The following is a 16402-nucleotide window of genomic DNA, read 5'->3' as shown; positions in this document are numbered from 1 at the left end:
CCCGCCGGGCCGGCCGGGCCGCTACCGGGCCGCCTGCCCGGGACCCGCCGGGCCTGGCCCGGCGAGCGCAGCGGCACGCGGCCTTCAATGCCCGCCGTCGAGCGCCTTCAGTTCGCCCACCAGCGACGCCGCGGCCTCGGCGCCATCGCCGTACAGCATGCGGGTGTTGTCGGCATAGAACAGCGCATTCTCGATGCCGGCAAAGCCGGTGCCCTTGCCGCGCTTGATCACCACCACGTTGCGGGCGTTGACCACATCCAGCACCGGCATGCCGTAGATCGGGCTGGCCGGGTCGGTGCGCGCCACCGGGTTGACCACGTCGTTGGCACCGATCACCAGCACCACGTCGGTGTTGGCGAATTCGGGGTTGATGTCGTCCATGTCGGCGATCAGGTCGTAGGGCACGCCCGCTTCGGCCAGCAGCACGTTCATGTGCCCCGGCATGCGACCCGCCACCGGGTGGATGGCGAACTTCACCTTCACCCCGCGCTGGCCCAGACGCTGCGCCAGTTCCCAGATCTTGTGCTGGGCCTGGGCCACGGCCATGCCGTAGCCGGGCACGATCACCACGCGCTCGGCGAAGGCCATCATCGCCGCCACGTCGGCCGCTTCGATCGGCTTCTGCGAGCCGGTGATTGCCTGCGCTTCGCCACCTGCGCCACCGCCGAAGTTGGAGAACAGCACGTTGCTGATCGGCCGGTTCATCGCCTTGGCCATCAGCCGCGTCAGCAGGATGCCGGCCGCGCCGACCATCATGCCGGCGATGATGAGTGCCTCGTTGCCCAGCACATAGCCTTCGAAGGACACCGCCAGGCCGGTGAACGCGTTGTACAGCGAGATCACCACCGGCATGTCGGCGCCGCCAATGGGCAGCGTCATCAGCACGCCCAGGGCCAGCGCCAGCACGAAGAAGGCGACGATGGACCAGGTGCTGAGCGTGCTGGCGGCGATGATCGCCAGCACCACCACGGCCAGCGCCACCAGCAGGTTCAGCGCCTGCTGGCCGGGCCAGGTGACGCGCTTGTCCAGGCGCCCGTCGAGCTTGGCCCAGGCGATGACCGAACCGGACAGCGACACCGCGCCGATGGCCGCGCCGACCACCGCCAGCAGCAGCATGGTGGCCGAGGGCTGGCGCGCGGCCAAGTCGGCCAGCGCCTGCGCGCTCCAGTGGCTGGTATCGCGGTTGGCCAGGAAGGCATAGCGCAGCAGCTCCACCGCGCCGATGGCCGCGGCCGAGCCACCGCCCATGCCGTTGTAGAGCGCCACCATCTGCGGCATGTCGGTGATGGCGACCCTGCCGGCCGACCACCAGGCCAAGCCGGCGCCGAGCAGCAGCGCCACCAGGATCAGCGGCACGTTGTGCAGTTCGGGCAGGAAGAAGGTGGCCACCGTGGCCAGCAGCATGCCCAGCCCGGCCCAGCGGATGCCGCTGCGCGCGGTGAGCGGCGAGGCCATGCGCTGCAGGCCGAGCAGGAACAGCGTGGCGGCCACCAGGTAGCTGGCCTTGACCAGCCAATCGAGCAGTTCGACGGTGCTGATGTTCAAGCCTGCGGCTCCTTCGGTTCGTCCTTGCCACCCTTGGGCGCGCTCGGCTTGAACATTTCCAGCATGCGCGCGGTGACCACGTAGCCACCGGCGGCGTTGCCGGCGCCCAGCACCACGGCGAGGAAGCCCAGGGCCTTCTCCAGCGGTGTCTGCGCGTGGCCCAGCACCACCATCGCGCCGATCAGCACGATGCCGTGGATGAAGTTGGAACCCGACATCAGCGGGGTATGCAGGATGACCGGCACCCGCGAAATGATCACGTGGCCCGCGATTGCGGCCAGCATGAAGATGTACAGCGCCACGAACCCGTCACTCATCGGCAACGCCTCCCGCTCTGTCTTCGTCGCCCCATCATAACCACGGGCTGAACCCGACGCGTACTCCGGTCAACCAAAGCCCCGCTCACGCGTTGTCGATGGTGACCCCGAGCGAGGAACCGTACCCTGTGCTGGTGAGCAGCCCCCTCCCCCCGACCGCCGACGCCGATGCCCTGCCGGCATCGCTGGACGCGTTCCTGGCCAGCGTCGGCCCGCGCGCCTTCCGCTTCGCCGAAGCCGGCCTGCGCCAGCGCGAGGATGCCCTGGACGCGGTACAGGATGCCCTGCTGCGCATGCTGGACTACCCCGACAAGCCGGCCGCCGAATGGGCGCCGCTGTTCTGGAGCATCCTGCGCAGGCGGGTGATCGACCTGCAGCGCCGGCGCCGCTTCCGCCTGCCGTTCTGGCGCGACAACCACGATGCCGACGGCGCCGACATCGACTGGGCCGACCCCGGCCCGGACCCGGCACAGGCGCACGAGCAGCGCCAGCAGTACCAGCAGCTGGTGCAGGCCCTGCGCACCCTGCCCGCCCGCCAGCGCGAGGCCTTCACCCTGCGCGTGCTGCAGGACCTGGACGGGGCCACCACCGCCCGCGCCATGGGATGCAGCGAAGGCGCGGTAAAGACCCATCTGGCACGCGCCCGACAGGCGCTGCAGGATTACCTGGAGAACCACCCGTGAACCGCTCCCTGCCTTCCGATGACGCCCTGCGCAGCCTGCACGCGCAGTCGCTGCAGTCGCTGTCGCCGGCCACCCTGGCGCGCCTGCGCCAGGCCCGCCATGGCGCGCACGCGGCGCACCGGGGCCGCTGGCGCTGGTGGCTGGCCAGTGCCTGTTCGCTGGTGATGGCGCTGGGCATCGGCGTGCAGTTCACCGGCCCGGGCACGCACACCGCCCCGGCCCCGGCACCGACGGTGGCCACGGTGGAAGACAACAGCGCGCTGTACGACGAGAATCCCGACATGTACCTGTGGCTGGGCGACACCGACCTGGCAATGGAGTGAGAACCATGCTGCAACGCCCCACCCTGCCCCTGCTGTTCGCCCTGGTCCTGCTGCCGGCTGCGCCGCTGCTGGCACAGACGACCGCGCCTGCCACCACGCCGGGCGCGAGCGCCGCGCTGCCGAACTGGGAACAGCTCAGCCCGGCCCAGCGCGATGCGCTGCTGGCCCCGCTGCGTGACCGCTGGAACGGCGCCGATGCCGGCCAGCGCCAGCGCATGCTCTCGCACGGCCAGCGCTGGCAGTCGATGAGCCCGGAAGAACGCGACAAGGCCCGCCGCGGCCTGCGCCGCTTCGAGCACATGAGCCCGGAACAGCGTGAGCAGGCGCGCGCGCTGTACGGCCAGATGCGCACGTTGAGCCAGGCCCAGCGCGATGCACTGCGCGAGCGCTGGACGGACATGACGCCGGAACAGCGCAAAGAGTGGGTGCGGGAGAATCCGCCGCCGGCGAAGCCGCGGTAAACGGGTAGCGCCGGGCCATGCCCGGCGGAACCTGTGCGGGCCGCTGCGCTCGCCGGGCATGGCCCGGCGCTGCCGCTTCAAAGCCGCGTGGAGCTCTTTGTAGAGCCGAGCCCTCGCTCGGCTGCTTCATCGCCTCTGCGCAAGCCGAGCATGGGCTCGGCTCTACAGCGTGCGGGCCGGGTCACGCCTGCCAGCGCGTCTTCGCCAGCAGTTCGTCTTCCCAGTCGAAGCCCAGCTGGCCGCCCTGCACGAACAGGGTAACGAAGTTCAACAGGTTGCGCGCGTACATCTCGCTGGCCTGGGTGGCGCCGCGGCTGGCCAGGTTCAGCGGGCCGTCGATGGCCACGCCCTGGCGGTCGATGCACTGGCCCGGCTGGGTCATTGCACAATTGCCGCCGCTCTCGGCGGCCAGATCGACGATCACGCTGCCCGCCGCCATGCCCTCGACCATCGCCGCAGTGACGATGGTGGGTGCCGGCCGGCCTGGCACGGCCGCGGTGCAGATCACCACGTCCACGCTGCGCAGATGGTCAGCAAGGCGGCGCTGCTGCTCGGCGCGCTCCTCGTCGGTCAGCGCGCGCGCATAGCCGCCCTCGCCCGCTGCGCTCACCCCCAGGTCGAGGAAGCGTGCGCCCAACGACTGGATCTGTTCACGGGTTTCCGGGCGCACGTCGAAGCCTTCCACCTGCGCGCCGAGACGGCGCACGGTGGCGATCGCCTGCAGGCCGGCCACGCCGGCACCGATCACCAGCACCTTGGCCGGGCGCACGGTACCGGCCGCCGTGGTCAGCATCGGGAAGAAGCGCGGCGCGCGCTCGGCGGCGATCAGCGCGGCCTTGTAGCCGGCCATGCCGGCCTGTGAACTGAGCACGTCCATGGCCTGCGCACGCGTGGTGCGCGGCAGCTGCTGCAGCGGGAACAACAACAGGCGGTCGTCACTTGCCAGCGCCGCCAGCGATGGGTCGCTGGCCGGAGTGAGCAGGCCGACTACGCTGGCGCCCGGCTTGAGCTGGGCCAGCACCGCCGCCGGTGGCGCCTGCACGCACAGCAGGATGTCGATCTCGCTCCAGCGGCCAGCGTCGAAGACGCGCGCGCCGGCATCGTCATAGGCGGCATCGGGGAAGCCCGCAGCCAGTCCGGCGCCGGCTTCGTACCAGACGGTGACGCCCAACGCCCCAAGCTTGCGCGCCGTTTCCGGCGTCAGTGCCACGCGCCGTTCGCCCGGCGCGGTCTCCTTCATCCCCAGCAACGCCACGGCCATGCAGGTCCCCGCTGATCGGTGAGTTTTCCCGATCCTAGCAGGCGGCCACCCCTCAGTGCAGGGTGGCGCTGCCCGGGTCCAGGCGGTCGATCACGCCCTGCATGGCGCTGTCGAAGGCGCCATCGTCGACGTGGGCGCGCAGGCGGCCCAGCCGCACCATCACCGCCAGTTCTTCCGGCGAGGCCACGCAGAAGCGCACGCCGCGGCGGTTGACGAACAGCAGGCGCGAGGAGATCGGGCTGATCCAGGACAGCTTGCCGGCCTGGACCTTGCCGTCCTTGTCGACGAAGTCCAGCCAGTTGCCGATTTCCATGCGACGGAAGCGATCGGCGTCGGCATTGTCGAAATCATCGGTATCGACCTGCCCGGCCAGTTCCACGGCACTGGCTTCGGGCACCGGCGCGGTCGGCAGCGCGACCTGCGGCAGTTCCGGCAGCGCGCGCTGCAGTTCCGGCCGCGATTCGGCAATGCCCTGCAGGGTGCCGTGCAGCGCATCGATGGCGGCCGAGGCCGCGTCACCATGCACGCCGACACTGGCGAACACCTTGGCCAGCACCGGCTGCCAGGCCTGCAGCCACGGCTTGCCGATGATGTGCCGGCGTGCCTCGGCCACTTCTTCCAGCAAGCCATCGCCCAGGCTCAGTGCCTCGGCCACGGACGCGCCGTCCTCGCCCTCGCGCAGCAGCGCCAGGGTCAGGTGGTGCTGCCACGGCTGGCGCAGGAACTCGGCGATCGCCGGCGGCAGGGTGGCATCGCCGATGCGGCGGTCCAGTTCGGCGCCGGCGCGGTTGCGGGCCATCTCCAGCTTTTCCTGGCCACGCTGAGTTTCGGCGGCGCGGCGCTCGGCGATTTCCACGCGGCGACGATGCTGCAGCAGGAAATCGCGGAATTCTTCTTCCAGGGTCAGGAAGATCGCCAGGTTCTCGTTGAACTCGGCGACCAGGCGCTCGATGATCTCCTCGACCTTGGCCATCAGCATGCGCTCGGCCTGGCTTTCGCCGGTGTTGCCTTCGCACGCCTCGGCCAGCGAATTGAGCAGCTTGCGGGCCGGATGGGTCTTCTGCACGAACATGCGGCGGTCGAGCATGGCGACCTTGACGAAGGGAACCACTAGGCGGCCGATCAACTCGCGCGAGCGGCCTTCCAGTTCGCGTTCGTCCAGCATCACGTCGAACAGCATGCCGACCAGGTCGATCGCATCCTCGTCCTGCGGGTCCAGCCGCGTCTGGCCGGGATCCACGCCGAGGCGGGTGGCGTTGGACAGCACTTCGCTCTTCAGCCGCTGCGCCAGCGATTCGCCGTCCTCGCCGATGGCCGCGCGAAGGGTGGCGCTGGGCGTGGCCTGCAGCAGCGACAGCACCGACATCATCTCGCGCTGGCTGAGCGGGCGATGCTGGCCCACCGCCACCTGCGCGGCCGACGTGGCGTCCTCGCGGACATGCCGGGTCTGCTGCAGCAGTTCGTGCAGCGCCTCCAGCAGCATCCCCTGCTGGCCCTGCTGGCCGGGATAGGCTTCGCCCGACCCGGCCGGCGCGCCGCCGGGCATGCCGTTCTCGCCGGGCAGCTGCTGCTGCATGTGGCCACGACGTTCGGACCAGCGCGCGGCAAACCGCTGCGCCCAGGCCGGTGCGGCCTGCTCCTCGGTGCTGAAATCGGTCTCGAAGCCCGACGTCTGGCGCTGCTCGACCAGGTCGTCCAGCCCGTGCGGGGCCTGCGGGGCCGAGGCCGGGGCCGCCGACAGCGGTCGCCGCGGGGCGCCCATCTGCGGCATCACACCGGCGGCCGCCAACTGCTCGTCCAGCTTCTCGTAGATGCGACCCACCGGCGTGCGCATGTCGCGCTCGCACAGCTTGATCAGCACGAGGTGTACTTCCGGGGCCAGCTCGCACCCGACGAAGGCCTGGTGGATGGCCACGCCCAGGTGCTCGGGGCTGATCGGGTCGAGGTCGGCGTCCAGTTCCAGACCGCCGACCAGCCAGCCGAGGCGACGGTCGAGGCGGGCCAGCACCGGCTTGAAATCGCGCAGCAGCACGGTGGCGAAGTTGCGCACCGCCAGCCGCGATTCCAGGACATGCTCGGGAATGAGGCTCAGGCTTTCCTCGGCCGGCCCGGACAGGGTGGCTTCGGCGGACAGCGGCTGGCCGTCGGCCAGCGCGGCCCAGGCCTGGTCCAGGTGGGCGGCAAAGGCCGCGGTGATCTCGTCCCGGCGCCGGCGCAGTTCGCGCATGGCATCCAGGAACAGCAACTGCGACGAGCCGGCATTGCCGGCTCGATCGAACAGGGCATCGTCAAACCGCGCCAGCGCCGCGCCGAAGGCCTGACCCAGCGCGGGCAGGACAGCGTCACGCGCACGCTTGAGCTGGGCCGGGTCACGACCCGACGATCCCATCTGAGTGGGCGCACTCATCATTCGGGAAGGCTCCCCACCTTCTCTGGTACGACAGGCATCATGGACATCGCGAGGACCGGTACACCCCATGTACCGGATCGTCGATGGTAGGCCGGCCAGCCCGTCACGGACAGTGAAACAGTCCTCACTTCAAACCTCACGACCGGCGGCCCGGCAAGACGGATATCCTAAGCCGTGCGGGGCCTGCGAGGCGAGGGGAAGGGCTCGCCGGTTGCCCGGCAGTGGCATGACGTTCATCACAGTTTGATATTGAAGGGGCAAACACGACGCAGACAGCGTCACCAATCGCCCCGACTATAATCTTCAGCCCGTGATGACCGGTTCAGACTCCATGCCCGACCCCGCAGCCCTGCTCGCCCTAGACGCCCGCCGTTCAGTGCCCTCGCGGCAGCTGGGCGAGCCCGGCCCGGACCCGGCCACCCTGCTGCGCATGCTGCAGTCGGCGGTCCGCGTGCCCGACCACGGCAAGCGCGTCCCGTTCCGTTTCCTGAAGATTGCCGGCGATGCCCGTCACACCCTGGGGGACTTCCTGGTCGAACGCAGCCGCCAGCGCGATCCGCAGGCCGGCGAGGCGGTGTTCGAGAAGGACCGCCAGCGCTTCAGCCACGCCCCGGTGGTGATCGTGGTGGTTGCCAGCCCGCGCCCGGACGCCAAAGTGCCCGAACAGGAGCAGCTGATGACTGCCGGCTGCGTCTGCTTCGCCCTGCTGCAGGCCGCCCAGGCGCTGGGCTTCGGCGCGCAGTGGCTGACCGCGTGGATGGCCTTCGACCCCGCCGTGCATGCCCACCTGGGCCTGGCCGAGGGCGAAGGTATCGCCGGCTTCATCCATATCGGCACCCCCAAGGCCGACGTGCCCGAGCGCGAGCGGCCGGACGCCGCGGCCCTGCTGCAGGACTGGACCGGCCAGTGAGCGCCGTGAATGCCGTGCCGCTGCCGCCGCCGCTGTACCTGGTGGATGCCAGCATCTATGTGTTCCGTGCCTGGCATTCGCTGCCGGACGAGTTCCAGGACAGCCAGGGCTGGCCGACCAATGCGGTACACGGGTTCGCCCGCTTCCTGCTGGACCTGCTCGAGCGCGAGCGCCCCCGGCACATCGCCATCGCCTTCGACGAAGCGCTCGACAGCGGCTTCCGCCACCGCCTGTACGCGGCCTACAAGGCCAACCGCGATCCGGCGCCGGAAGCACTGAAGCGCCAGTTCGTGCACTGCAAGGCGTTGTGCGCGGCGCTGGGCCTGGTGGTGCTGGCCCACCATGACTACGAGGCCGACGACCTGATCGGCAGCGCGCTGCACCAGCACCGGCACAGTCATCGCGGCCTGATCATTTCCGCCGACAAGGACCTGTCGCAGCTGCTGCTGGACCACGACGAACAGTGGGACTACGCACGCAACCAGCGCTGGGACGTGGCCGGGGTAAAGGCGCGGCACGGCGTGCACGCACACCAGATCGCCGATTACCTGGCCCTGTGTGGCGATGCGGTGGACAACATTCCCGGAATCAGCGGCGTGGGTGCCAAATCGGCGGCGGTGCTGCTGGCCCACTTCGGCAGCATGGACGCGCTGTACGAACGCCTGGACGAAGTACCGTTCCTGCGCCTTCGCGGCGCCGCACAGATGGCCGTGCGCCTGCGCGAGCAGCGCGACCACGCCCAGCTCTGGCGGCAGCTGACCACCATCGCGCTGGACGCGCCGCTGGAAGGCTGCCAGCCGGGCCTGCTGCGCCAGGCGGCGGACCCGGAGCTGCTGGGCGGCCTGTGCCAGGCGCTGCGCTTCGGCCCGCTGACCCGCCGGCGGCTGTTCAGCGCCGCAGGCGTCAACGATCCCGGTGCGGCCACAGCGGCCGGTCCCAACGATTTCCCTCCCTCCTACAGCGAGCCCGCATGAGCCAGAGAAACACCGAAGCCCCGCGCGTCGTCTACGAAGGCAAGTACCAGCGCATGGTCGTGCGCGGCACGTGGGAATACAGCGAGCGCACCCATGCCGGTGGCCTGGCGGCGATCATCATCGCGGTCACCCCCGAGGACAAGGTGGTGTTCGTCGAACAGTTCCGCGTGCCGCTGCAGTCGGCCACCATCGAGATGCCGGCCGGCCTGGTCGGCGACATCACGGCGGGCGAGTCGATTGAAGCGTCAGCCGTGCGCGAGCTGGAAGAAGAAACCGGCTGGACCGCCGAGCACGCCGAAGTGTTGATGATCGGCCCGACCTCGTCCGGCGCCAGCAGCGAACAGATCGCCTTCGTCCGCGCCACCGGCCTGCGCCGCATCGGCGAAGGCGGCGGCGATGAGAGTGAAGACATCACCGTGCACGAGATTCCGCGCGCGCAGGCCGCCGCCTGGCTGGTGCAGAAGATGGGCGAAGGCTACGCGCTGGACGCCAAGCTCTGGGCCGGCCTGTGGATGATCGAGCACCATCTGGATGGACGCCCGCGTGGCTGATGCCGACCTGCATGCGGCGCCGGCCCTGCTCGGTGCCGACGATCCCGCGATCTACACGATCCACCATGCGCAGGGTGCCTCGCCGTTCGTACTGCTGGCCGACCACGCCGGCCAGAAGGTACCGCGCGCGCTGCATGGCCTGGGCCTGGCGCAGGCCGAGCTGGACCGCCACATCGGCTGGGACATCGGCATCGCCGGCACCACCCGCGTACTGGCCGGGCTGCTGGATGCCTGGGCCATCGAACAGACCTATTCGCGGCTGCTGATCGACTGCAACCGGCCGCTGGCCTCGCCCACGCTGATCCCGGAAGTGAGCGACCACACCGTGGTGCCGGGCAATGCCGGGCTGTCGGCGGCGCAGCGGCAGCAGCGCATCGATGCCATCCATGCGCCGTACCACGCGCGCATCGATGCCGAGCTGGACGCACGCCGCGATGCCGGCCGCCCCACCCTGCTGGTGATGATGCACAGCTTCACCCCGGCGATGAACGGCACGGCGCGGCCGTGGCACGCCGGCGTGCTGTACCACCAGGACACGCGCTTCGCACAGGCACTGCTGCAGGCGCTGCGCGATGAAGGCGACCTGGTGGTGGGCGACAACGAACCGTATTCGGTGAGCAGCACCAGCGATTACGCGGTGCCGGTGCATGGCGAAGGTCGTGGCCTGGTGCACGTGGAGTTGGAGATCCGTCAGGACCTGATTGCCGATGTGGCCGGGCAGCAGGCCTGGGCGGAGCGGTTGGCGCGGATTTTCAGCGCGTTGCAGCCGGGGTTGTTGGCGGCGGGGTGAGGGTCATCCACGCGTGGCGTGGATGGTGTTGTTCAACGCAGTACGGGCGCGTCCATCCACGGGAACGGCTTGAACCCGTGCACCTGCACGGTCGCGCCGATCGCTTCGAACTGATCCTTGATGGCCTGCGCGCGGTTGCGATCCAGGGCCTCGCCCAGCAGCAGCGGCAACGCACGGCAGCGTGCCAGCGCTTCACCCACCGGCACCTCATGCAGGTGCGCCACGGCCTGCGCGGTGCCCTTCAGCTGCTCGTCCGCGCACGCCAGCAGCTGCAGATCGAACGAGGCAAAGATGCCCGCGCCTACGCCGGCATCGCGCGCGATGGCCTGGTCTGCGGCCGTGGCCTCACCCAGCGCCTCGTCGATGCCTTCGATCTGCTGGAACGCGTCGTACGCGTGGTAGTACGCCAGCGCCTGCGCGTACTCGGCCAGCGTGGACAACGGGCGCTGCCGCTTCTGTACGTCGAGCACGTCCGCGAACGTGGCCGGCTCCAGATAGGTGGACAGGCCCAGCGCGCGCGCCTCGGCCGGCACCTCGCTGTCATCGTCGAACGCGGTGTCCTCATCGGGCGGCAACCAGAACCGCGCATGCATCGGATCGCCGTCGGTGGCATGTACCCAGCCGAAGGACGCGTACACGCCGTGGTCGTCGTTGCAGGCGACGAACGCGTGCAGGGTCTGTTGCAGGTCCAGCAGTTCGATCATGCGCCGTTGGCCAGGCAGGCAGGAGTGCTCGAGTCTACCGGTGCCGGGCGCAGGCCCAGCGCGATGACCACGCCGAACAGGGCGAACAGCGCGGCGCCGTACTCGGCACGCACCAGCCCGGCCAGCGCGCTGGGCGAACCTGCAACATCGGCGCCGGCATTGGCCACCATCACCAGCACCGCCAGGCCCAGCGCACTGCCGATCTGCTGCGCGGTGGCGGCCATGCCCGACGCCACGCCCTGCTGTGCGGCCGGCACGCCCTGCCCGGCCACGATCCACATCGAGGTCCAGGTCGTGCCCTGGCCGATGCTCAGCACCACCACACCCGGCAGCAGCGGCCAGAAGTTCGAGGCGTGCGGGAGTGTTGCTGCGACCCAGGCGATGCCGACGGCGCCGGCCAGCTGGCCGAGCACCAGCACTTTGCGTGCGCTCCAGCGCTTCAGCGCCCACTCGGCCAGCTGGATGCCGACCGTGCACACCGCCGTCGCCGGCAGGAACGCCAGGCCGGCCTGCAGCGGACTCCAGCCGTAGCCATCCTGGAAATACAGCGCCATGAAGTAGTACTGCACGCCGTAGCTGCTCATGAAGGCGAAGGTGAGGCCGAGCGCGGCACGCAGTCCAGGCAAGCGCAGCAGCGCGAAGTGCATCAGCGGATCGCGGCTGCGCTGTTCGATCTGCACGAAGGCCACCAGCAGCAGCGCCGACAGCAGCAGGCAGCCCAGCGTGGCCGGCGCGGTCCAGCCCCACTCCGGTCCCTGCACGAGGGTGGTCACCAGCAGGCTGCCGCCGAGGGTGACGGTGATGCAGCCGGCCAGATCGAACGAGCGCCCCTGCGCGCGCGGACCATCGGCCGGCAACCATGCACCGGCGGCGACGGCGCAGGCGGTGGCCAGCGGCACGATCACCGCCAGCACGGCCGGCCAGCCGAACGCCTGGGTCAGCACGCCACCGAGCAGGGTGCCCAGCGCCAGGCCGACCGCGCTGGCCATGCTCCAGATCGCCAGCGCGCGGTTGCGCACCGGGCCCTCGGCATACAACGTGTTGATCAGCGCCAGCGTGGCCGGGAACAGCAGCGCGGCACCGATGCCCTGCGCGGCGCGCGCAATGATCAGCAGCGTGGCGTTCGGCGCCAGCGCACCCAGCAGCGAGGCCAGCGCGAACAGCAGCATGCCCAGCCGGTAGAAGCGGCGGCGCCCGATCAGGTCGGCGGCGCGCCCACCCAGCAGCAGGCTGCCACCGAAGGCCACGGTATAGGCGCTGACCACCCACTGCAGCTGCTGCGCGTTGATCTGCAGCGCGCGGCCCATGTCATGCAGGGCGACGAAGATGATGGTGGCGTCCAGGGCGATGATCAGCTGGGCGGTGGCCAGCAGGGTCAGCGCCCAGCGCGGGTACTTGAGAGGGGGCATCGGCGGCGGTGGATCGGTGGGGGAACGCAGTCTCATTGATGCGGCGCTATCAATAAACCCCCGCCCAACCATATCTGTCATGATTTTCGGCATGAATGGATCCTCGTTGGACCTCAATGCCGTGCGCATGCTGGTGCAGGTGGCCGAGGCGCGCAGCTTCACCGTCGCTGCCGGGCAGCTGGGCCTGAGTCAGTCCGGGCTGTCGCGCGCGATCGGCCGGCTGGAGGCCACGCTGGGGGTGAAGCTGCTGCAGCGGAACACCCGCAACGTGGCGCTGACCCCGGATGGGCGCCAGTTCGTCGACCAGGTCGCGCCGCTGCTGTGCGGCCTCGAGGATGCCGAGCGGCAGCTGGCCGACCGCCCGTGCACGCCCTCGGGCACGCTGAAGATCAGCGCGCCGTCGATGTTCGGGCGCAAGGTGCTGGTGCCGCTGCTGGGGCTGTTGCTGCAGCAGCACCCGCAGCTGCAGGTGGACGCGGTGCTCAGTGATCGCCTGGTCGATCTGGTCGAGGAAGGCTTCGATGCCGCGCTGCGCACCGGCGTGATAGCCGACCAGCGCATCGTTGCGCGGCCGCTGCGGCCGCTGCGCTGGGTGACCGTGGCCAGCCCGGCCTACCTGGCCCGTTGCGGTACGCCGGGGGATATCGCCACGCTGCACGACCATGACTGCCTGGCGGTACGCAACCTGCGCAGCGGACGCGTGGTGGACTGGCAGTTCCGGCAGGACGGCCAGCTGCACGACTTCACCCCGCCGACGCGGATGGTGTTCGACAGCGGCGACCCGCTGGTGGAAGCGGCCATCGCCGGCATCGGCATCGTGCAGGTGATGGATTTCGCGGTGGCCGATGCCTTGGCTGACGGACGCCTGCAGCGCGTACTGCAGCCGTTTGAAGGCCGCAGCCGCGAGCTGTCGCTGATCTACCCGCCGTCGCGGCAGCACTCGCCGAAGCTGCAGGTGCTGGCCGACGCGCTGCTGGCCGGCGACTGGTAGATCCACGCCATGCGTGGATGGGGTTCGTTTACGCGGTAGCGCCGGGCCATGCCCGGCGAGCCGCATCGCGGCGGCGGAACGGAATGCCGCCGGGCATGGCCCGGCGCTACCAGTAGGGCGTTGCCGGCCAGCGGCCGGCACGACCGATCAGGCGAAGCTATCGGTGGCGCGCACTAGCGCGTCCACGTTCTCCGCTTCGAACGCGGAGTGGCCCGAGGCCGGGGTGATCTCGAGCTTGGCCTTCGACCACACCTTGGTCAGGTCCCAGGCATTGGCCAGCGGGCACACCACGTCGTAGCGGCCGTGCACGATCACGCCCGGAATATCGGCGATGCGGTGCGCGTCGCGCAGCAGCTGGTCTTCCACTTCGAAGAAGCCACCGTTGACGAAGTAGTGGTTCTCGATGCGGGCGAACGCCAGCGCGAAATGCGGGTCTTCGTGGCTGTTGATGAAGTCGTCATCGACATGCAGGAAGCTGGTCGCGCCTTCCCACACCGCCCAGGCCCTGGCCGCTTCCAGGCGCGTGGTTTCGTCTTCGCTGGTCAGGCGGCGGTGGAAGGCCGAAATCAGGTCGTGGCGCTCCACGGCCGGGATCGGCTTCAGGTAGTGCTCCCACGCATCCGGGAACAGGCGGTTGGCGCCTTCCTGGTAGAACCATTCCAGTTCCCAGCGGCGCAGCATGAAGATGCCGCGCAGGACCAGCTCGGTCACGCGCTGCGGATGGGTTTCGGCATAAGCCAGCGCCAGGGTCGACCCCCAGCTGCCGCCGAACACCTGCCAGCGGTCCACCTTCAGGTGCTCGCGCAGCTTTTCGATATCGGCAACGAGGTCCCAGGTGGTGTTGTCCACCAGGTCCGCATGCGGGGTGGAACGACCGGCGCCACGCTGGTCGAACAGGATGATGCGGTACTTCGACGGATCGTGGAACTGGCGCATCTTGTCGCTGCAGCCACCGCCCGGACCACCGTGCAGCATCACCACCGGCTTGCCGTCCGGGTTGCCGCACTGTTCGAAGTACAGCGTGTGGCGGTCGTCGACCTTCAGGGTGCCGACGTCGTAGGGGGTGATGGCGGGATACAGCGTACGCATGCTTGCAGCTCCAGGGTGATGCCCTGCCAAGGCAGGAGAACCTCCATTCTAGGCCGGGCGCTGGCCCAGGGTGATGCGGTCGCGCTGCTCCAGGTCCTGCGCGGTCTGCACCTGCGCATAGCCGGCCTGCTCGAACAGCGCGCGGATCGCCTCGCCCTGGTCCCAGCCGTGCTCGATCAGCAGCCAGCCGCCGGGCAGCAGGTGCGCCTGGCCGCCGGCGACGATGCGGCGGATGTCATCCAGCCCATCCAGGCCGGACGCGAGCGCCGTGGCCGGTTCGAAGCGCAGGTCGCCCTGCTGCAGGTGCGGGTCATCGCTGGCGATGTAAGGCGGGTTGCTGGCGATCAGGTCAAAGCGCTGACCCTGCAGCGGCGCATACCAGTCGTGCCCGCCTTCGGCGAAGCGCACGTTGCCCAGTTCATGACGGGCGGCATTGCGCGCGGCCATCGTCAGTGCGCCGAGGCTGGCGTCGGTGGCCAGCACCTGGGCCCGCGGGCGCTCGCTGGCCAGGGCCAGGGCGATGGCGCCGCTGCCGGTGCCGAGGTCGGCCACCTGCAGGTCGCGATCGGCCGGCAGGCGCTCCAGCGCCAGCTCGACCAGCAGCTCGGTTTCGGGGCGCGGAATCAGGGTCGACGGGTCGACGTCCAGGTCCAGCGTCCAGAAGCCGCGGCGGCCGGTCAGGTAAGCCACCGGTTCGCCGGCCACGCGGCGCGCCAGCAGGGCGTCGAAGGCGGCCAGATCGGTGGCGGGCAGCGGATCGGTGGCGTGCGCGAACAGCCAGCTGCGCGGCCGGTCCAGCACGTGCAGCAGCAGCAGTTCGGCCTCGTGGCGGGCGTCGATGCCGCTGAGGCGGGCGCTGGCGTCGGCTAGCGCCTGGCGCAGGGTGGGTTCGGGTTGGATGGGCATCCGGCAATTGTAGAGCCGAGCCCATGCTCGGCTGTTCCAGGGGCAGACGAGCAAGGGCTCGGCTCTATAGAAGCCGGGATTCGTTCAGCTTCTCCGGGGCGGCATAAGGAGGGGCTATGGGCCCGTCTTCACGACCCGCCTGGATTTCCCTTTTCATGCAACCACTTGCAGGATGGCCACGACCGGATTCATGGCAGACTCATCGCTTTTTAATAGACTACATCTATCAAATAGATGAAATCAATGCATTGTTCTTATCGATGATGAATCGGTAATCTAGCTCCTGTCGATTCACCCGTTCCCCCTTCACCCAGAGGAAAAACGATGTCCCTCATCAACACCCAGATCCAGCCGTTCGAAGCCAACGCCTACCACAACGGCGAGTTCATCAAGGTTTCCGATGCCAGCCTGAAGGGCCAGTGGTCCGTCCTGATCTTCATGCCGGCCGCCTTCACCTTCAACTGCCCGACCGAGATCGAAGACGCCGCCGAGCATTACGCCGAGTTCAAGAAGGCCGGCGCCGAGGTCTACATCGTCACCACCGACACCCACTTCTCGCACAAGGTGTGGCACGAAACCTCGCCGGCCGTCGGCAAGGCCCAGTTCCCGCTGGTCGGCGACCCGACCCACAAGCTGACCCGCGCCTTCGGCGTGCACATTGAAGAAGAAGGCCTGGCCCTGCGCGGCACCTTCATCATCAACCCGGAAGGCGTGATCAAGACCCTGGAGATCCACTCCAACGAGATCGCCCGTGACGTCTCCGAGACCCTGCGCAAGCTGAAGGCTGCCCAGTTCACCGCCGCCAACCCGAACCAGGTCTGCCCGGCCAAGTGGAAGGAAGGCGAGAAGACCCTGACCCCGTCGCTGGACCTGGTCGGCAAGATCTAAAGCAGTACCGGCCTGCCGCCGCCCCCCCCCCCCGCGCGCCCCCCCAACCCCGGCCCCCCCCCCCCCCCCCGGGGGGGGGGGGTCCCGGGCGCGGGGGGGCGCTGGGGGGGGTTGGGGGGGCCCGGGGGGCTGGCCCCGGGCGCTACCCGGCGTGTGCCTGCGGCACACGCCTATAATCCGCCGATGAATT

Annotated in this window: 17 protein-coding genes; 9 read left to right on the top strand and 8 right to left on the bottom strand. The window is 69.5% G+C overall.

The features are described 5' to 3' along the window. Nucleotides 1-84: 84 nt before the first annotated feature. Both AC1VXD_RS18490 and AC1VXD_RS18485 read right to left on the bottom strand, forming a co-directional pair. Nucleotides 85-1545, bottom strand: a complete 1461-nt coding sequence (locus AC1VXD_RS18490) for an NAD(P)(+) transhydrogenase (Re/Si-specific) subunit beta (RefSeq protein WP_482993271.1) — start codon at nt 1543-1545, stop codon at nt 85-87. After that, complete coding sequence (locus AC1VXD_RS18485; protein WP_005408173.1) at nt 1542-1862, bottom strand: NAD(P) transhydrogenase subunit alpha part 2; 321 nt, start codon at nt 1860-1862, stop codon at nt 1542-1544. Before AC1VXD_RS18485 ends, AC1VXD_RS18490 begins: the two co-directional genes overlap by 4 nt. Nucleotides 1863-1960: 98 nt before the next feature. Between AC1VXD_RS18485 and AC1VXD_RS18480 the strand changes: the two genes are divergently transcribed. Genes AC1VXD_RS18480 through AC1VXD_RS18470 form a run of 3 tightly spaced genes read left to right on the top strand, consistent with a single transcriptional unit; the run spans nt 1961 to nt 3329 of the window. After that, nucleotides 1961-2545 (top strand): RNA polymerase sigma factor, encoded by a 585-nt coding sequence (locus tag AC1VXD_RS18480; RefSeq protein ID WP_482993270.1) that lies wholly within the window; start codon nt 1961-1963, stop codon nt 2543-2545. Next, nucleotides 2542-2868 carry a hypothetical protein gene (locus AC1VXD_RS18475; RefSeq protein WP_482993269.1) on the top strand — a complete coding sequence of 109 codons (327 nt, stop codon included), beginning with the start codon at nt 2542-2544 and terminating at the stop codon, nt 2866-2868. Before AC1VXD_RS18480 ends, AC1VXD_RS18475 begins: the two co-directional genes overlap by 4 nt. Before the next feature lie 5 nt (nt 2869-2873). Next, a complete protein-coding gene (locus AC1VXD_RS18470; protein ID WP_482993268.1) occupies nt 2874-3329 on the top strand; it encodes a DUF3106 domain-containing protein in 456 nt (151 codons plus the stop codon). 181 nt (nt 3330-3510) lie between these two features. Here AC1VXD_RS18470 and AC1VXD_RS18465 read toward each other — a convergent pair whose 3' ends face one another. Beyond that, nucleotides 3511-4590: an NAD(P) transhydrogenase subunit alpha gene (locus AC1VXD_RS18465; RefSeq protein ID WP_482993267.1), complete on the bottom strand. Its 1080-nt coding sequence runs from the start codon at nt 4588-4590 to the stop codon at nt 3511-3513. Between the two features lie 52 nt (nt 4591-4642). Next, nucleotides 4643-7000, bottom strand: coding sequence for a DUF1631 domain-containing protein (locus AC1VXD_RS18460; protein ID WP_482993266.1), 2358 nt, complete (start codon nt 6998-7000; stop codon nt 4643-4645). 331 nt (nt 7001-7331) lie between these two features. On the opposite strand from AC1VXD_RS18460, the gene AC1VXD_RS18455 reads away from it, so the two are divergent. From AC1VXD_RS18455 to AC1VXD_RS18440, 4 genes are read left to right on the top strand one after another with little or no spacing between them, the layout of a single operon-like run. Next, on the top strand, nt 7332-7910 hold the full coding sequence (locus tag AC1VXD_RS18455; RefSeq protein WP_406232888.1) for a nitroreductase family protein: 579 nt from the start codon (nt 7332-7334) through the stop codon (nt 7908-7910). After that, nucleotides 7895-8884: a 5'-3' exonuclease gene (locus AC1VXD_RS18450; RefSeq protein ID WP_482993272.1), complete on the top strand. Its 990-nt coding sequence runs from the start codon at nt 7895-7897 to the stop codon at nt 8882-8884. The genes AC1VXD_RS18455 and AC1VXD_RS18450 overlap by 16 nt, the downstream gene beginning before the upstream one ends. Continuing rightward, nucleotides 8881-9435, top strand: coding sequence for an NUDIX hydrolase (locus tag AC1VXD_RS18445; RefSeq protein ID WP_482993265.1), 555 nt, complete (start codon nt 8881-8883; stop codon nt 9433-9435). Before AC1VXD_RS18450 ends, AC1VXD_RS18445 begins: the two co-directional genes overlap by 4 nt. Continuing rightward, a complete protein-coding gene (locus tag AC1VXD_RS18440) occupies nt 9428-10225 on the top strand; it encodes an N-formylglutamate amidohydrolase (RefSeq protein ID WP_482993264.1) in 798 nt (265 codons plus the stop codon). Before AC1VXD_RS18445 ends, AC1VXD_RS18440 begins: the two co-directional genes overlap by 8 nt. Before the next feature lie 32 nt (nt 10226-10257). Here AC1VXD_RS18440 and AC1VXD_RS18435 read toward each other — a convergent pair whose 3' ends face one another. Both AC1VXD_RS18435 and AC1VXD_RS18430 read right to left on the bottom strand, forming a co-directional pair. After that, nucleotides 10258-10929, bottom strand: a complete 672-nt coding sequence (locus tag AC1VXD_RS18435) for a DUF7716 domain-containing protein (RefSeq protein WP_482993263.1) — start codon at nt 10927-10929, stop codon at nt 10258-10260. Continuing rightward, a complete protein-coding gene (locus AC1VXD_RS18430) occupies nt 10926-12338 on the bottom strand; it encodes an MFS transporter (RefSeq protein WP_482993262.1) in 1413 nt (470 codons plus the stop codon). Before AC1VXD_RS18430 ends, AC1VXD_RS18435 begins: the two co-directional genes overlap by 4 nt. Nucleotides 12339-12429: 91 nt before the next feature. Here AC1VXD_RS18430 and AC1VXD_RS18425 point away from each other — a divergent pair, with 91 nt between their 5' ends. Then, complete coding sequence (locus AC1VXD_RS18425; protein WP_482993261.1) at nt 12430-13329, top strand: LysR family transcriptional regulator; 900 nt, start codon at nt 12430-12432, stop codon at nt 13327-13329. Between the two features lie 147 nt (nt 13330-13476). Here the strand turns inward: AC1VXD_RS18425 and pip are convergent, their stop codons facing one another. Continuing rightward, complete coding sequence (pip, locus tag AC1VXD_RS18420) at nt 13477-14418, bottom strand: prolyl aminopeptidase (RefSeq protein WP_482993260.1); 942 nt, start codon at nt 14416-14418, stop codon at nt 13477-13479. Nucleotides 14419-14466: 48 nt separating this feature from the next. Beyond that, complete coding sequence (gene prmC, locus AC1VXD_RS18415) at nt 14467-15324, bottom strand: peptide chain release factor N(5)-glutamine methyltransferase (protein ID WP_482993259.1); 858 nt, start codon at nt 15322-15324, stop codon at nt 14467-14469. Between the two features lie 324 nt (nt 15325-15648). Here prmC and ahpC point away from each other — a divergent pair, with 324 nt between their 5' ends. Next, nucleotides 15649-16212, top strand: coding sequence for an alkyl hydroperoxide reductase subunit C (gene ahpC / locus AC1VXD_RS18410; RefSeq protein ID WP_079220707.1), 564 nt, complete (start codon nt 15649-15651; stop codon nt 16210-16212). The last annotated feature ends 190 nt before the right edge of the window (nt 16213-16402 follow it).

Source organism: Stenotrophomonas sp. STEN054 (assembly GCF_056854535.1).
The sequence above is the reverse complement of the archived record's forward strand: the minus strand, read 5'-3'. Positions and strand labels throughout refer to the sequence as shown.

Excerpts from the sequence above, each read along its gene's own strand:
- pip (WP_482993260.1), bottom strand. The coding sequence starts at position 14,418 with ATGCGTACGCTGTATCCCGCCATCACCCCCTACGACGTCGGCACCCTG.
- AC1VXD_RS18480 (WP_482993270.1), top strand. The coding sequence starts at position 1,961 with ATGGTGACCCCGAGCGAGGAACCGTACCCTGTGCTGGTGAGCAGCCCC.
- AC1VXD_RS18445 (WP_482993265.1), top strand. The coding sequence starts at position 8,881 with ATGAGCCAGAGAAACACCGAAGCCCCGCGCGTCGTCTACGAAGGCAAG.
- AC1VXD_RS18485 (WP_005408173.1), bottom strand. The coding sequence starts at position 1,862 with ATGAGTGACGGGTTCGTGGCGCTGTACATCTTCATGCTGGCCGCAATC.
- AC1VXD_RS18470 (WP_482993268.1), top strand. The coding sequence starts at position 2,874 with ATGCTGCAACGCCCCACCCTGCCCCTGCTGTTCGCCCTGGTCCTGCTG.
- AC1VXD_RS18460 (WP_482993266.1), bottom strand. The coding sequence starts at position 7,000 with ATGATGAGTGCGCCCACTCAGATGGGATCGTCGGGTCGTGACCCGGCC.
- ahpC (WP_079220707.1), top strand. The coding sequence starts at position 15,649 with ATGTCCCTCATCAACACCCAGATCCAGCCGTTCGAAGCCAACGCCTAC.
- AC1VXD_RS18455 (WP_406232888.1), top strand. The coding sequence starts at position 7,332 with ATGCCCGACCCCGCAGCCCTGCTCGCCCTAGACGCCCGCCGTTCAGTG.
- AC1VXD_RS18425 (WP_482993261.1), top strand. The coding sequence starts at position 12,430 with ATGAATGGATCCTCGTTGGACCTCAATGCCGTGCGCATGCTGGTGCAG.
- AC1VXD_RS18435 (WP_482993263.1), bottom strand. The coding sequence starts at position 10,929 with ATGATCGAACTGCTGGACCTGCAACAGACCCTGCACGCGTTCGTCGCC.
- AC1VXD_RS18465 (WP_482993267.1), bottom strand. The coding sequence starts at position 4,590 with ATGGCCGTGGCGTTGCTGGGGATGAAGGAGACCGCGCCGGGCGAACGG.
- AC1VXD_RS18430 (WP_482993262.1), bottom strand. The coding sequence starts at position 12,338 with ATGCCCCCTCTCAAGTACCCGCGCTGGGCGCTGACCCTGCTGGCCACC.
- prmC (WP_482993259.1), bottom strand. The coding sequence starts at position 15,324 with ATGCCCATCCAACCCGAACCCACCCTGCGCCAGGCGCTAGCCGACGCC.